The 15482-nt window shown below is 55.7% G+C and carries 16 protein-coding genes and 1 tRNA gene; 13 read left to right on the top strand and 4 right to left on the bottom strand.

Annotation, left to right across the window (positions count from 1 at the left end; translation table 11 throughout):
- Positions 1-9: 9 nt before the first annotated feature.
- Positions 10-82 (top strand) — tRNA-Lys (locus tag PVA01S_RS20785).
- Between the two features lie 114 nt (positions 83-196).
- On the opposite strand, the gene PVA01S_RS20780 is transcribed toward PVA01S_RS20785, so the two are convergent.
- From PVA01S_RS20780 to PVA01S_RS20765, 4 genes are read right to left on the bottom strand one after another with little or no spacing between them, the layout of a single operon-like run.
- Positions 197-1777: a GMC family oxidoreductase gene (locus PVA01S_RS20780; protein ID WP_127609205.1), complete on the bottom strand. Its 1581-nt coding sequence runs from the start codon at positions 1775-1777 to the stop codon at positions 197-199.
- Positions 1774-2382, bottom strand: coding sequence for a gluconate 2-dehydrogenase subunit 3 family protein (locus PVA01S_RS20775; protein ID WP_244933003.1), 609 nt, complete (start codon positions 2380-2382; stop codon positions 1774-1776). The genes PVA01S_RS20780 and PVA01S_RS20775 overlap by 4 nt, the downstream gene beginning before the upstream one ends.
- A gap of 7 nt (positions 2383-2389) precedes the next feature.
- Entirely contained in the window at positions 2390-2782 is a 393-nt protein-coding gene (locus tag PVA01S_RS20770; protein WP_127609203.1) for a hypothetical protein, read from the bottom strand.
- Positions 2783-2806: 24 nt separating this feature from the next.
- Entirely contained in the window at positions 2807-4072 is a 1266-nt protein-coding gene (locus PVA01S_RS20765) for a nickel-dependent lactate racemase family protein (RefSeq protein WP_127609201.1), read from the bottom strand.
- 278 nt (positions 4073-4350) lie between these two features.
- Here PVA01S_RS20765 and PVA01S_RS20760 point away from each other — a divergent pair, with 278 nt between their 5' ends.
- The 12 genes from PVA01S_RS20760 to hisA all read left to right on the top strand — a co-directional run bounded on the left by PVA01S_RS20760 (position 4351) and on the right by hisA (position 15459).
- Positions 4351-5454, top strand: coding sequence for a PucR family transcriptional regulator (locus PVA01S_RS20760; RefSeq protein WP_127609199.1), 1104 nt, complete (start codon positions 4351-4353; stop codon positions 5452-5454).
- A 93-nt stretch (positions 5455-5547) separates the two neighbouring features.
- Positions 5548-6672, top strand: a complete 1125-nt coding sequence (locus tag PVA01S_RS20755; RefSeq protein WP_127609197.1) for an ABC transporter ATP-binding protein — start codon at positions 5548-5550, stop codon at positions 6670-6672.
- 143 nt (positions 6673-6815) lie between these two features.
- Positions 6816-7757: an HPr(Ser) kinase/phosphatase gene (hprK, locus tag PVA01S_RS20750; protein ID WP_127609195.1), complete on the top strand. Its 942-nt coding sequence runs from the start codon at positions 6816-6818 to the stop codon at positions 7755-7757.
- Positions 7758-7818: 61 nt separating this feature from the next.
- A complete protein-coding gene (lgt, locus tag PVA01S_RS20745; RefSeq protein ID WP_127609193.1) occupies positions 7819-8817 on the top strand; it encodes a prolipoprotein diacylglyceryl transferase in 999 nt (332 codons plus the stop codon).
- 31 nt (positions 8818-8848) lie between these two features.
- The gene (ppaX, locus tag PVA01S_RS20740) at positions 8849-9505 is read left to right on the top strand and encodes a pyrophosphatase PpaX (RefSeq protein ID WP_127609191.1); all 657 of its coding nucleotides are present in this window, start codon (positions 8849-8851) and stop codon (positions 9503-9505) included.
- Complete coding sequence (locus PVA01S_RS20735; protein WP_127609189.1) at positions 9502-10002, top strand: acyltransferase; 501 nt, start codon at positions 9502-9504, stop codon at positions 10000-10002. The genes ppaX and PVA01S_RS20735 overlap by 4 nt, the downstream gene beginning before the upstream one ends.
- Positions 10003-10289: 287 nt before the next feature.
- Positions 10290-11489: an ATP phosphoribosyltransferase regulatory subunit gene (locus PVA01S_RS20730; protein WP_127609187.1), complete on the top strand. Its 1200-nt coding sequence runs from the start codon at positions 10290-10292 to the stop codon at positions 11487-11489.
- Positions 11490-11504: 15 nt separating this feature from the next.
- A complete protein-coding gene (gene hisG / locus PVA01S_RS20725) occupies positions 11505-12149 on the top strand; it encodes an ATP phosphoribosyltransferase (RefSeq protein ID WP_054797495.1) in 645 nt (214 codons plus the stop codon).
- A 17-nt stretch (positions 12150-12166) separates the two neighbouring features.
- Positions 12167-13456, top strand: coding sequence for a histidinol dehydrogenase (hisD, locus tag PVA01S_RS20720; protein WP_054800217.1), 1290 nt, complete (start codon positions 12167-12169; stop codon positions 13454-13456).
- Positions 13449-14066, top strand: coding sequence for an imidazoleglycerol-phosphate dehydratase HisB (gene hisB, locus PVA01S_RS20715; RefSeq protein WP_127609185.1), 618 nt, complete (start codon positions 13449-13451; stop codon positions 14064-14066). The genes hisD and hisB overlap by 8 nt, the downstream gene beginning before the upstream one ends.
- 3 nt (positions 14067-14069) lie before the next feature.
- Complete coding sequence (hisH, locus tag PVA01S_RS20710; RefSeq protein WP_127609183.1) at positions 14070-14690, top strand: imidazole glycerol phosphate synthase subunit HisH; 621 nt, start codon at positions 14070-14072, stop codon at positions 14688-14690.
- A 40-nt stretch (positions 14691-14730) separates the two neighbouring features.
- Positions 14731-15459 (top strand): 1-(5-phosphoribosyl)-5-[(5-phosphoribosylamino)methylideneamino]imidazole-4-carboxamide isomerase, encoded by a 729-nt coding sequence (gene hisA / locus PVA01S_RS20705; protein ID WP_127609181.1) that lies wholly within the window; start codon positions 14731-14733, stop codon positions 15457-15459.
- Positions 15460-15482: the final 23 nt, after the last annotated feature.

The raw sequence follows: 15482 nt of genomic DNA, 5'->3' as shown, positions 1-15482 counted from the left end.
TTCATGTAAGAGCCATTAGCTCAGTTGGTAGAGCACCTGACTTTTAATCAGGGTGTCGTAGGTTCGAGTCCTACATGGCTCATCTTGTTACAAAGAAGAGATCTTCTCATGGAAGATCTCTTCTTTGTTTTGGCAACATTCCTTTTCTCTACTCACACGGATCGCCCCCCGTTCACAAGGACGAACCGTGTGGTTCTCATTGCAGTTCGAGCCTCGTACCGCTCTGCTTGATATAATCCGCCGTCCGAAGCGCGAGCGCCATGACGGTGTTCGTCGGATTACCGCCGCCTGAAGTGACGAAGGAGTTGGCACCGCATAGAAACAGATTGGGGATGTCGTGACATTGTCCGTAACTGTTCACGACCGACGTCTCCGGGTTGTCTCCCATTCTGCAACCGCCCATCAGATGGGCGGTATCGGGAACAATGAATTCGACACGTCCGCCGGAGGCTTCAAGGATAGCGCTCATTGTACCGATAGCGTGTCGAATTAATCGCCGGTCATTCTCTCCATAACCGAATGTCACTTTAGCTCGCGGCTGGCCGTGAACATCCTTCTCTTCGCATAAGGTGATGCGGTTGGCTTCGTCTGGAAGCACTTCCCCGACCAACGTAACGCGTCCGTAGTAATTATAATCAAGCATCGCCTCGCGCAGCCGATTGCCCCAGACCGGTCCTCCGGCACCCCCGGATTTGGCGATGCCTTGAGCGAAGCCGAGCGGTCTGGCGCCGTGCGCATGCAAGGTATAGCCTCGAGCGAAGTCGCGGTCCGGCGACGTGCTATAAAAGTCCTGCGTCGATGCGAGCACGGGCGTACCTTTATAGAGCCGCACTTCGTCGTCGAAACGGGCGTATACATCATGACTGCTGTGCGTCATGAACGCTTTGCCCACCCAACCGCTGCGGTTGGCGAGGCCTTCGGGATACTGGCCGTTGGCGGAATTGAGCAACAACCGCGGGGTTTCGACGACATAGGTAGCTAATACGACGATGCGGGCCTTTTGCTCATAGGTATCGCCATGATGTACGAACGTAACACCGGTCACCCTACCGGTCGCATTCATATTCACCTGGGTCACGGTACAATCCGCAAGCACTTCTGCTCCCGCTTTCTCCGCTTTGGGGATGTGGACAATCAGCGTGCTGAATTTGGCGTTCGGCATACAGCCTTGATTGCAAAACCCGCGGTTGATGCAGGGCGGCCTGTCTTCAAACGGTGCGGATAAAATCGCGAGTGGCGTGACCGTCCAGCCGATGCCCAGCTTCTCGCAGCCGCGGGCAAACACTTGCGCATTCGGGCTGATCGGATCACGTTCCGGATACGGATACGGTCCACGGAACGGCCCCCAAGGGAAATATTTCGGGCCGGATACGGCAATGTCCCGCTCGATCTTCTCATAGTAGGGCTCCAGATCGGCATACCGGATCGGCCAATCCTCCCCGACGCCATCGAGCGTACGCGTCTGAAAGTCCGACTCGTGAAACCGCAGAAACACCCCGGTAAAATGCGTCGTACCGCCGCCAACCCCCCAGCCGGAGTTATTGTGACCCATTTCCAGCGGATCGGATCCGTCAACAACGCGCGTATCCTGCCAGCCCAACCGCTGCATCGCCAGCTCGTCACTCGCGAAATCATGCTGAGGGTCGCGATAGGGCCCCGACTCCAGCACGACTACTTTCATACCGGCTTCGCTCAGCTCTTTGGCCAAGACGCCTCCGGCGGCGCCAGCGCCTACAATCAAGACGTCGACGGTTTCATCTCCATATCGCCTGTTCATGAGGGCTTACCTTCCTTTATCGGCTCCCAAGGGTCGGGCACATCCGGATTCATGCGTACATAACCGCGGGGATAGGCGGGCCCTCCGTATCCGATTTCCGACCAAACCTCCGGATGCGAGTAATAGCCGTCAATCGCAAGCGTCAACAGCTTTTGAAACCAAGCTTGCTGCGGGATAGACCTCCAAATATCGGGGGGAGAGCCGTCTCCTTGACTGATTGCATGCATAATCTGCTTCTTTTGCTCCTGATCCATATGAAAAAATCGTTTCGTATGTAGCCTCTGACAAGCCGAGTCGAGCGCTTGCAAGCCATTGCGCACGAGCGCCGGAGCCGGCGGTTCGCCAGGTTTACGCTGGCTTTCCTGACCGGAATTCATCTTGGTGTCAATATGATCGAGTACGAACTGTATGATCTCCGGCCGCTCGTCATCCAATAACAGGCAGCACCAAGCCCGCAAGTTTTCAGCTTCAACAGCCGTCAGGAAGGTATAGCCGCCGCCTGTCTGCAGGCGGTCAAGGACGATGCGCCGTGTGTGCTCATCCCATTCGTGCCGCTGACTCATAACGTCATAAGAGGGATAGCGGGTCAAACGTTTAATAGACATTCCTCTCTCACCTCCAGTAATAAGCAAGCAAGCCCAGTACGCTTAACGCGCTAAAGAGAAGCGGCAAAACGACCGGAGGCCCAGCCAGAAAGTTGCGCATCGAATAGCCGCCGACACGGACGCCGACGCCGTGAAAATGATAATAGAAACCGGCGGCTCCGATCATGACGCCCAGCCACATCAGTCCCGCAAAGACCAGAAGCAGCAGGTGGCTGCGGTCGAAGGCGAGCCACACGGCCGTCAGACTGAAGATAGGCGCCGCTACGACGGGGGTCCACATCGATTTGTGATGGAAATTCTGCCGGTAATGCGACAGCGCCACTTGAATCCAAAGGACGAAGAAGGCAACGCCGACAAACAAATAAATGACACGGTCGAGCGACCAGCTTATCCAATCCATGATCATCGCCTCCATGGCTTCGTTTTATAGGCTCGGTGAAGCCGGTTTAGGAAAGGTCAGCGCGCCATAAGGCAGACAGGCCGCTGCCGTAGGTCGTTGCGGGGACAGAAGCTCTTCGAGCAGCGAGTTCAGTGATTCGACGGGAGTAAATCCGAGCAGCTGCGTGACGGGTCGCGGCATAGCGGACAACAGATATACGCGATGGTGAGCAAGAATTTCGTCTATATGTAAAATTTTGTGCGCCCCCAATACGAAATGCGCCCTAAGCTGGGCTACCGTGTGTGAACGGTTATGCATCGTATCGAGCCAGGCTTGAAATTGCCCGTTACCGAGCATTTCGGAACATTCCGCCACGAGAATGATGGTCCCGCCCGGTTTCGTGAAGGCTGCGGCGTTACGCAGCGTTTTGACCGCTTGATACATATGCAGGTCCTTCGGATACCCGCCCGGCGAGGCGATCACAATATCATAAACGGGCGAAGCCGGCACTAGAAACCGCTCGGCAGCAAGCCTCATGCCCACTTGATGGGCTTTCACGATATCGCCGGCAACGGCGTCCAAGACATGACGGTCGTGGTCGACGATCACATTCAGCATGAAGTGGACCGGCACCAACCGCTGCGCTTCCTCTAAATCGCGATGGACGGGGTTGTCCGAGCTCCCGACGATGGCTTTGTGCGTAAGCGAGAGCGCGTGGTTGTGCTCAATGCAGCGCTTGGAGGCAACGCCGGGAACTAACGATTTGACGCCTCCGGATATGCCGACGAGCGAGTGCGGCTCGATATTCCCGATGACGATGCGCAGCGGTGAAGCCGCGACAAGGCGGTTAATTTCAACGGGCGTTCCCAGCGTCGTCGTCCCGATATAAACGCAATCTTCGGACAAGCAGGAATGATTATGTACCCGAACCCGCGTATAAACGGGATGGGAAACAAGCTCGCGCAGCTCCTCTTGCGTATGCCGCCGATGATAGCCTAGAGCGACGACCACATCGATGCGATCATCGGGGATCCCAGCCTCGTTCAATTCCTCTAACAGCGGCTCAAGCAGCAAGGGACTAGGGCATAGGCGCGTTCCGTCGGGAATTAAAATAACCGCCTCCGTCTTGCTGCGGGCAAGCCTGCGCAGCGGAGAGCTGCTGATCGGTGCATCGAGCGCGCGGCGAATTCGGGCTCTGGATTCCAGTTGAGATCCCGGATTTCTGGGAAGCCTATAGGTGACGGTGCGAAGCGTATGGCCCGAAGGGATCTGGAAGCTTACGGTCGTCTGGCCATAACGCAGCATGGGCATCTTCTGATTTCACCCCCTGTATGAAGTTAAAAGTGATGAAAGCAGTTCAATTTTTCCCCAATATCATAAAAAGTATCCTGTTTCCGGGAAATAAGGGATGTTTATACGGCCGCCCGTCCGATCATAAGGAAATGAAATCGGGAATGGAGCCTTTGCTTCCTTTTTGTTTATGCTACAATAAGAGGATGTCGCCGGGAGTGGCGCCGAAATAGAGAAAACGTTTGCAACGTGACGCGGTTCGTCGGTACCGGTTGCAAATAAGGAGAGGGAGCCAAGGAATGGATTGGGAACTCGTACGTCAGCAAGTCGAAAGCGCGCTCGGTATACCTGTCAGCAGCGTCAAATGTTCAGTGGAAGAATGGTCCAAGCAGGTCGAGGAAAACGGCGGCGCCGTCTCCGGGGTGGACAAGAACGGCCAAGTTTATTTTTTGGTGCACAAAGAAGGGCAAGACGCGCTGCTTCTGCAAGTGCCCGCCGGGTCGGTAACGCCCAAGGAACGGATGCTCCTTGGATTGCTGCTCGAAAACCGGAAACAGCAGGATAAAAAATCGGCTTCGCCAAGCGGTGAAGAGGAACGGAAAGCGGCATTGATCCGTGAATGGTTCAAAGGCCAGCAGGAACTCGGCTATACGCAAGCGGAGCTGCCGGATACGCTGGTGTCGCAATTATCGCTGTACGCAACGAAAATTCCGCTGCTGCTGTATGTCGATCAGATTACGTCGCGGCGCGCGCATTATACAGAGCTGAAGAAGCTGTTAGAGTCTTTCTTCGATGCGCCGCTTACACTGATTCCCCTCACGGATAAAGAATGGCTTATTCTCGGTCCGGAAAAAATATTGACGATGGACGGCGGGGACGATAAAGCCGATGCGTCCGACGAAACGCTGGAAGATCAGCTCGCCGCACTTGGTTACGGTCTTCACGAAATGCTGGAGAATGAATGGGTGGGTGAATGCCATCTTGCCGTTCATTACCCGATCCTTCCGGCCAAATCGTTATATGCCACCGTGCTTCAGCTGCGCGAGACGATCATGCTCGGTCGGACCTATCATATCGGCAGTAATATGCATATGCCTTGGGAGCTGCAGTTGGAGAAGCTCGTCCATATGCTTCCCGAAACGGAGAAGGCCAATTTTCTGGAGCGGGTGCTCAAGCGGCTTGATGTCGCTTTCGATCCGGAGACGATGACGACGCTTGAGCATTTTTTTCAGCTCGATTGCAATGTCAGCGAGACGGCCAAGAAGCTCTATATTCATCGGAATACGCTGCTTTATCGGCTGGATAAATTCAAACAGGAAACGGGATTGGACGTGCGGACGTTCAATCATGCGGTGCTTGTGAAGATCGCCTTGTTATTGTACAAAGTAACGAAAAGAAAGTGATTTTTTTGTGAAGATTGTGCATAGTCATCAACGGATCAGTAAGGTATGATGTAAGCATATTAAGAAGATATCAACTCGTAGGGGGAATTAATCATGGCAGGCGTACGTTTAAACCACATCGTAAAAAAATATCCGGGTGCAGCGGAAGCAACGGTTAAAGACTTCCATTTGGACATCAAAGATAAAGAGTTTCTCGTACTCGTAGGCGCTTCCGGCTGTGGTAAATCGACGACGCTTCGTATGATCGCAGGTTTGGAAGAAATCTCCGAGGGCGAATTGTACATCGGCGACCGTTTGGTGAACGACGTGGCTCCGAAAGACCGCGATATTGCAATGGTATTCCAATCCTACGCTTTGTATCCGCACATGAACGTGTATCAAAACATGGCTTTCGGTTTGAAGCTTCGCAAGTTCAAGAAAGCCGACATCGACGCTCGCGTTCGCGAAGCGGCGAAAATTCTCGACATCGAGCACCTGCTCGATCGTAAACCGAAAGCATTGTCCGGCGGTCAGCGCCAACGTGTTGCCTTGGGCCGCGCGATCGTTCGCGAACCGCAAGTGTTCCTGATGGACGAACCGCTTTCCAACCTGGATGCTAAACTTCGCGTACAGATGCGCGCTGAAATTACGAAACTGGTTAAACGGCTTGAAACGACAACCGTTTACGTCACGCATGACCAAACAGAAGCCATGACGATGGGCGATCGGATCGTCGTTATGGATAAAGGGGTTATCCAACAAGCAGCTACGCCGGAAGAGATTTACAACTTCCCTGTTAATATGTTCGTAGCGGGCTTCATTGGTTCCCCATCGATGAACTTCGTTAACGGCAGCTTTACTGAGCAAGGCGGACAGCTGCACTTCCGTACAACGGGTGTCGACGTTCAGCTGCCTGAAGGCAAAGCCAAAATTATCCGTGAAAAAGGTTACGCCAATAAAGAAGTCGTACTCGGCGTTCGTCCGGAAGATTTCCATGAAGAAGCGATCTTCATCGAGGCGTCCCCGAACTCGATCGTTAACGCTCACATCGAAGTGTCCGAGAACCTCGGTCATGAGATGATCCTTCACTTGAACGGTATCGGCAACTCCAACGTTGTTGCCCGCGTAGACAGCCGTTCCGGCTTCCACGAAGGGATGAACGTCAAATTGGCGATCGACATGAACAAAGTTCACTTCTTCGACAAAGAAACGACAGCTTCCATCCTGCTGAATGGCTAATGGAATCGTATAAATAAAAAACCAGCCGAAAGGCTGGTTTTTTATTTGAATGATAGCGATAAGCAAAGCGGGCGGCAGCGGTTGATTTATGCGGCCGATTCCTTTACGATGAGGATACTGGTATAAAAAGGAGACGAACGACCTTGCCTAAAAAAGTAAAAGTTTCGGATTTGGTAAGAGAGTTTCAACTTGAGATTATATGCGGCGATGAGGGCTTGAAGCGTCCGATCATGACTGCCGACCTATATCGACCCGGGCTGGAACTGGCCGGTTATTACGAGTTTCATCCGCATGACCGGGTACAGATTTTAGGAAAAACGGAGCTGACCTTCTTCGAAGGCCTGTCGCCGGAGGAACGCACGGAGCGGATGCACCGGCTTTGCGCGCCGGATGAAATCCCATGCATCATCATTAGCCGCGGCCTGGAAGCGCCGATCGAGCTGCTGGCGGCGGCGAACGACTACCGGATCGCGGTGCTGCGGACGCAGATGGCGACGACGATTTTGGCAAGCCGCTTGACCGGATTTTTGGAAAATCGTCTCGCACCGACAACGACGATTCACGGCGTACTTGTGGACGTTTACGGTATCGGCATGCTTATCTCCGGTTCGAGCGGTATCGGGAAGAGCGAAACAGCGCTTGAGCTTGTGAAGCGCGGGCACCGCTTGATTGCGGACGATGCGGTGGAAATTCGCCAAACGGCCGACCACACGCTGATCGGGAACGCGCCGGAGCTGATTCGATACTTATTGGAAATCCGCGGGATTGGTATTATTAATGTCATGACGTTGTTCGGAGCCGGAGCGGTACGCACCGCGAAGAAAATTTCGGTTGTCTGTAAGCTGGAGAATTGGCAGCAGGACAAGCAATACGACCGATTGGGACTGGACGAAGAGAAGACCCGGATTATCGACACGGATATTCCGCTTGTCACGATTCCTGTGCGTCCCGGGCGGAACTTGGCGGTCATTATTGAGGTGGCGGCGATGAATTACCGCTTGAAACGGATGGGCTATAATGCCGCGCTGCAATTTACGAACAAATTGACGGAATCGTTAAACGAGGATATGGACGACTTGGAATAATCCCATTGAACGGGGAGCGGTTCTCGGACCGTTCGCTTCGTATAAGGAGAGAAGATAGCGCATGTTTTTAGCTCTGAATCCGATCGCATTTTCACTTGGACCGCTGACGGTCTATTGGTATGGCATTATCCTGGGTGCGGCGGCGATGATGGGATTGTTGCTAGCGGTGCAAGAAGGCAAGCGGTTTGGCATTTCACCGGACTTTTTCATGGACTTGGTGTTGATCGGCGTACCTTCGGCCATCATCGGCGCGCGAATTTATTATGTCGCCTTTAAGTGGGAAGATTACAAGGGTAATTTGATCGAAGTAGTCAAGATCTGGCATGGCGGCATCGCCATCTACGGCGCTTTGATCGGCGCAATCATCGCTGCTGTCATTTATGTACGGCGCAAAGGCTATTCGTTCTGGAGGATTGCGGACATTTGCGCGCCGGGGCTGATCATCGGACAGGCCATCGGGCGCTGGGGCAACTTCATGAACCAGGAAGCGCACGGTGGACCGGTAAATGAAGCGTTCTTACGGAACAATCTGCATCTGCCTGATTTTATCGTCAATCAGATGTTGATTGAAGGACAGTATTATCACCCGGCCTTCTTATACGAGTCATTGTGGAATTTAGCCGGACTTGTGATCTTGTTCGTACTGCGCCGTCAACGGTTCTTGCGGGCAGGCGAGTTGTTCTTCAGCTATTTCATTTGGTATTCGATCGGCCGCTTCTTCATTGAAGGGGTCCGGACGGACAGCCTGGATTTCACCGGACCGGAATGGTTGGTCTCCCTGATGCACAGCTTATGGTCGCCGATGCGCGCGATCGGGTTTGAGCCTGGGGTGATGACGTACGGCGGCAATGTGCGGATTTCGCAGCTGCTGGCCGTACTGATCGTTATTGCCGCGATCGTCGTGATCATCGTGCGGCGGAAGACAGGAGCGTCTGCAGAGCATTATTCCGATCCTATTCTACAGGTCGGTGCGGCAGCAGCGAGCGAGACGACGACGGCGGTAAACGCCGAAGGAGCTCCGAATGAGGCGAAGCCGGGAGAGGCAGAGGAAACAAGATGAACATGAGACCAGCAAACGAAGGAGCAGAAGCATGATTCAAGCCGTACTGTTTGATTTGGATGGGACGATTCTCGATACGAATGAGCTGATCATTCAATCTTTTTTACATACGTTTGACTGGGACACGCCGGAGCCTGTAACGCGGGAGCGCATCATTCCCAACATGGGGCGGCCTTTGCACGAGCAGATGGCGGATTTCTCGGGGCGGGAGCAGGTGGAAGATTTGATCATGAAATACCGGGCTTTCAACATCAACCGGCATGATGAATTGGTCACGGCGTTTCCTCATGTGCCGGAAACGCTCGCCCAATTGCGTGAAGCGGGGGTGAAGCTCGGCGTCGTCACCAGTAAAATCCGGAAGACGACAGAGATGGGCCTGAAGCTGACCGGCATTATCGGTTATTTTGATTCGATTGTCACGGTCGAGGATGTAGAACAGCCGAAGCCGCACGGGGAAGGCATCTTAAGAGCGCTGCGCGAATTGGGTGTGGACGCCTCAAGCGCTTTGATGGTCGGCGACAGCCATTACGACATCGAGGCGGCCCGAAATGCGGGTGTCTCCTCGGTTGGGGTCGCCTGGTCGTTGAAAGGCGTCGAATATTTGCGCCGGTATGAGCCGGCCCACGTTATTGACGATATTCGCGAACTATTGCCGATTGCCGGCATAGGAGGAGAATCCAACGCTTGAGACAGACGGACCGATATCCGGTGGACGGGCCTAACTCGTTATGGCAAGTATACAGTACGATAAGCCGATGGAAGGCCATTCGTAACTTTATTTTTATCCAGATCGCCAGGTATGCGCCCTCCTTGCCTTTGAAACGGTGGATTTATCGCCGTATCTTAGGGATGAAAGTGGGGGAGCATGCCTCTTTCGCTTTAATGGTCATGGTGGATGTATTCTTCCCGGAGAAGATCGAGGTGGGGGACAATACGATCATCGGATACAATTCGACGATCCTGACGCATGAGTATTTGATCAAGGAATACCGGCTCGGGCAGGTGAAGATCGGTTCCCATGTGATGATCGGAGCGAACAGCACCATACTGCCGGGCGTAACGATCGGGGATCATGCGATCATTGGGGCAGGCTCGGTCGTGCATAAGGACGTTGCGCCGTACAGCTTCGTCGCGGGCAATCCCCTGCGCGTAATACGAGAGGACGTCCGGGAGAGCGGGGAGTAAAACGATATCCGATTTAGCCTAACAGGGGCCCTTCACACCGGTTTGAACGGGAATAACGAACGTAGTTCCGCTCTTGTCGGAAACGACGGTTTACAAGCAGAAATACCGCACCCGGGTTCCGCTCGGGCGTTCGGATGAAGCTCTGCAGACATACGGAGAACGTTCGTGTTATTCCATTGACGGAGTCTCGTTTCCATGGTAGACTAACGATTACATTCTTTATTTTGGTAGTATGGTAGCACATTAGCGAACTAAAGCAAAAATTACGAATAGTAGGGTGAAGACCGGTGTCCAAACCGAAAGTGTTCGAAAAGCCGACAGGCGTCAAAGATTATTTGCCCGAGGCGGCGGCCAAGCTGCGCAGCATTGAGTTCAAACTGATGCAGTGTTTGGAGCGCTGGGGTTACAGAGAGATCATTACTCCAACGTTGGAGTATTACGATACCGTAGGGGTAGCGAGCTCGACGGAAGATAAGAAGCTGTTCAAGCTGCTCGACCGTAACGGCACGACGCTCGTCATGCGCTCGGATATGACGGCGCCGATCGCGCGTGTCGTTTCGTCCTTGCTTCGTGAACATGCGTTCCCTCTTCGTTTGTCGTACCACGCGAACGTCTTTCGCGCGATTGAAGCGGAAGCGGGGCGGGATGCGGAATTTTTCCAGACTGGCGTTGAGCTCGTCGGCGATGCGTCAAGCGAGTCCGATGCGGAAGTGATCGCACTCGCGGTCGCTTGCTTGCAGGCGGCCGGCGTGAAGCCGTTCAAAATCGCGCTGGGTCATGTCGGCTTCCTGAACGGCTTGTTCCAGGAAACGCTTCGCGACCGTACGGATGCGCAGACGCAGTTGAAGGACTGCTTGCTGAACCGCGATTACGTCGGTTATCGGGAAGCGCTCAAGACGATGGGCTTGCCGGCGGAGGTGCGGGAAGAGCTGGAGGGCATCCTTCGCTTGCGAGGGGGCCAAGAGATTTGCCGCCAAGCGCGTCAGTTAACCGACGATCCGGTAGCGCAGCAAGCGATCGCACATTTGTGCGAAGTGTGGGACGTGCTGGAGGCGTATGGCGTCAGCGAGCATGTGCTGATCGATTTGACCATGATCGGCGACTTTTCTTATTACACGGGCATGACCTTTGAAGGCTATGCGGCGGATCTCGGATTTCCGGTGTGCAGCGGCGGTCGTTATGACAACCTGCTGGCGCAGTTCGGCCGTCCGGCCCCGGCGACCGGCTTTGCGCTCAAGACGAACCGGATTCTTGAAGTGATCAGCAAGGAGGCTGCCGCAGAGACGTCGAACCGCGTGCTGATCGTCTATACGGCGGACAACCGGCAGCAGGCGTTAAGCCGGGCGGGAGAGCTGCGGATGGAGCGGCAAGCGCCGGTGGAGACGCTGCTCGCCCCGGACGGTCAGTATGAGAAAGAACAGCTGGCCGGCGGTTCGGTTCGCGTTCGGGGGATCGAATATCAGAGCGTCATTGAGTTTGTGAATTAAAGGAGCGGCGAGCCCATGCAGGAGTTATTGAAAGTAGCGATGCCCAAAGGGCGTATTTATAAGCAAGCTTCGAAGCTGTTCCGCGAGGCGGGCCTCGCGATTCCGGACGAAACGGACGAATCGCGCAAGCTGATTATCGCGGTGCCCGAAGCCAATATGGAGTTTATTATGGCGAAGCCCGTCGACGTTCCGACGTATGTGGAATACGGCGTAGCCGATATCGGCGTCGTCGGCAAGGACGTGCTGATGGAGGAAAACCGCGACGTTTACGAGCTGCTCGATCTCGGTATTGCCCGCTGCCGCATGTCGGTCATCGGCTTGCCGGATTGGAAGCCGGTGCTGAATCCGCGGGTGGCGACCAAGTATCCGAACGTCGCCTCGCAGTATTTTCGGGAGCGGGGACAGCAGGTGGAAGTGATCAAGCTGAACGGCTCCATTGAGCTGGCGCCGCTGATCGGGTTGGCCGACCGGATTGTCGATATGGTCGAAACGGGCAGCACGATTCGGGAAAACGGGCTCGCGGAGCACGAAGAGATATTCTCGATTACGAGCCGGTTGATTGCGAACCGGGTAAGCTACCGGATGAAAAATAACGCTATACAAGCACTGTGCGACCGACTGCAGCCGGTCATCGCAGCGGCCTTGGCGGCGAAAGCATAGAAGGAGGTTGCCCTCAGATGAAACGGATGCCGGCATCGGAGTTTGCTTTGAAACGGGAAGTCGAGTACGGCTCGCCGGAGCAGAACGAGCGCGTACGGCTTATTATCGAAGAGGTCCGTCAAGACGGGGACGCGGCGCTGCGCAAGTTCGCCAAGCAGTTCGATCGCGCCGACGTGAGCGACCTCCGTGTCGCCGAAGCGGAGATCGAAGCGGCGTATCGTCAAGTGGATGACGAGTTCCTGACGGCGATTCGCGAAGCGGCCGTCAACATTCGCCGCTTTCACGAGAAGCAGCTGCGTACGTCGTGGATGGATTTGCAGCCGGACGGCAGCATCCTCGGGCAAGTGATGCGGCCTTTGCGGCGGGTCGGGCTGTATGTGCCAGGCGGTAAAGCGGCCTACCCGTCCTCGGTGCTGATGAACGCGATTCCGGCCCAGGTGGCGGGCGTACCGGAAATCGTCATGGTGACACCCCCGGCAACGGCGGGTATCGAAGGGATTAATCCGCACATCCTGGTGGCGGCAGCGGAAGCTGGCGTACGCGAAATTTATCGCGTCGGCGGCGCGCAGGCGGTGGCGGCGCTTGCTTACGGCACGGATTCGATCGCCCCGGTCGACAAAATCGTCGGTCCGGGCAACATTTACGTGGCGCTGGCGAAGCGATACGTGTTCGGCGCCGTCGATATCGACAGCATTGCCGGACCGAGCGAGATCGTTGTCCTCGCCGACGAGTCGGCGGATGCTGCCTATGTGGCGGCCGACCTGCTGTCGCAGGCGGAGCACGACGAGATGGCGTCGGCGATTCTGATTACGCCGTCGGAGGCGCTGGCGGAAGCGGTGCAGGCGGAAGTGCAGCGCCAGCTTGCCGAGCTGCCGCGGCGTGAAATCGCCGGGCAATCGGTGCGCGATTACGGCGCGATTCTGACCGTAGGGAGCCTCGAAGAAGGCGTAGACGCGGTGAATCGGCTCGCCCCGGAGCATCTGGAAATTCTCACGCGCGAGCCGTTCCAATATTTAAGCAAGATTGAGAATGCGGGCGCCATTTTCTTGGGTCCGTACAGCTCGGAGCCGGTCGGCGATTATTTTGCCGGTCCGAACCACGTGCTGCCGACGAACGGCACGGCGCGGTTTTCGTCGCCGCTGAACGTGGATCATTTTATGAAGAAGTCGAGCGTGATTTACTACAGTAAGGAAGCGCTGCTGCGCGACGGGGATAAGATTATCGCCTTGGCACGCCATGAAGGGCTGGAGGCGCATGCGCGCGCCATCGAAATTCGTTTGCAGAAAGAAGGGGACTCTCGTGGCTGAACAAGGACAAGGTCAACAACCGGGTGGACGCCGCTCGGAAGTGGCGCGCCGTACGAATGAAACCGACATCAGGCTTGCGTTTAACGTGGATGGAACCGGTGTGTCGGAGATCGAGACGGACGTGCCGTTCTTGAATCATATGCTCGACCTGTTTACGAAGCACGGCCAATTTGATTTGAAGGTGGATGCGAAGGGCGACGTCGAGATCGACGACCACCATACGGTGGAGGACATCGGCATTTGTCTCGGCCAAACGCTGCGAGAGGCGCTCGGCGACAAACGCGGCATCAAGCGCTACGCGAGCGTGTTTATTCCGATGGACGAGGCACTGGCGCAGGTTGTCATCGACATTAGCAACCGCCCGCATTTCGAGTACCGCGCCGAGTATCCGTCGGCAACGGTAGGCAGCTTCACGACGGAGCTTGTGCACGAGTTTCTGTGGAAGTTCGCGCTTGAAGCGCGCATTACGCTGCACGTCATCGTGCACTACGGCCACAACACGCATCACATGATCGAGGCGGTGTTCAAAGCGTTGGGGCGTGCGCTCGACGAAGCGACGAGCATTGATCCGCGCGTACAAGGAGTGCCCTCCACGAAAGGGGTTCTGTAAGCCATGATCGCGATTATCGATTACGGAATGGGCAACCTGCACAGCGTTCGTTCGGCAGTCGAGCGGTTAGGTTATCAGGCGCTGATCACCTCGGACGAGCGCGAGCTGCTCGAAGCCGAGGGCGCGATTCTGCCCGGAGTCGGCGCGTTCGGCGATGCGATGGAGCATCTGCGCGCCTCGAGATTGGATGAGGCGACGGCGGCCTACGCGGCAAGCGGCAAGCCGCTGCTCGGCATCTGCCTCGGCATGCAGCTGCTGTTCAGCCGCAGCGAGGAGCACGGCGACCACGAAGGGCTGAATCTGCTGCCGGGTGATGTCGTGCGCTTCCGCGGCGATTACAAGGTGCCGCATATGGGCTGGAACAAGCTGTTGTTCCGCGCCGGCGACAGCCCGCTTTTTCGCGGTGTGGAGGAAGGTCACGTGTATTTCGTCCACTCCTTCCATGTGAAGCCGGAGCGGGAGAGCGATCTGCTGGCGACAACGGACTACCATCAGCAGGTGACGGCTATTGTCGGTCGCGGCAATGTGTACGGGATGCAGTTTCATCCGGAGAAAAGCGGCAGCGTCGGCATGCAGCTGCTTGATAACTTTCTGGGGTTGTGCGAGAAGAAACAAACGGTCTAAGCGGCCCCTTGAACTCTATATGTAGTGGAGGAAACGAATCATGTCTGCTTTTATCATTTATCCCGCCATCGACATCCGCGGAGGCAAGTGCGTTCGTCTGATTCAAGGCGACTATAATCAAGAGACGGTGTACAACGAGAATCCGCTTGAAGTGGCGAAGGCTTGGGAAGCCCAGGGAGCGAAATGGATCCACTTGGTCGATCTGGACGGCGCGAAAGCGGGTAAACCGGTGAACGACCAGCTGATCGGTGAAATCGCGCGTTCCGTCAGCGTTCCGGTTCAGGTCGGCGGAGGCATTCGCTCGGAAAGCGACGTCGACTATGTGCTGTCGCTCGGCGTGTCCCGCATCATCCTTGGCACGGCGGCGATTGAAGACCGCGACTTCGTCCGCCGCGTGCTGGAGAAGCACGGCGAGAAGATTGCGATCGGACTTGACGCCCGCGACGGTTACGTGGCGACACGCGGCTGGCTGGAGACGTCGACGGTCAAAGCCGACGAGCTGGCGGTCGAGTTGGCAAGGGAAGGCGCGCGCACGTTTATTTTCACCGATATTTCCCGCGACGGGATGATGGGCGGACCGAACGTAGAGGCGATTGTCAACCTGGCCAAAGTATCGGGTCAAACGGTCATCGCATCGGGCGGCGTCAGCCAATATGAAGATTTGCAAAAGCTGGCGGAGCATACGGACGAGGGCGTCGGCGGCGCGATCGTCGGCAAGGCGCTGTACACCGGCAGCATCAAGCTGGAGGAAGCGCACAGTCTGGTCTAACGGACCTATGCTCTCGTGCGCAT

Source organism: Paenibacillus validus NBRC 15382 (assembly GCF_004000985.1).
In the GTDB taxonomy this organism is placed as follows: Bacteria; Bacillota; Bacilli; order Paenibacillales; family NBRC-103111; genus Paenibacillus_G; species Paenibacillus_G validus.
This window is presented reverse-complemented; position numbering and strand designations above follow the sequence as displayed.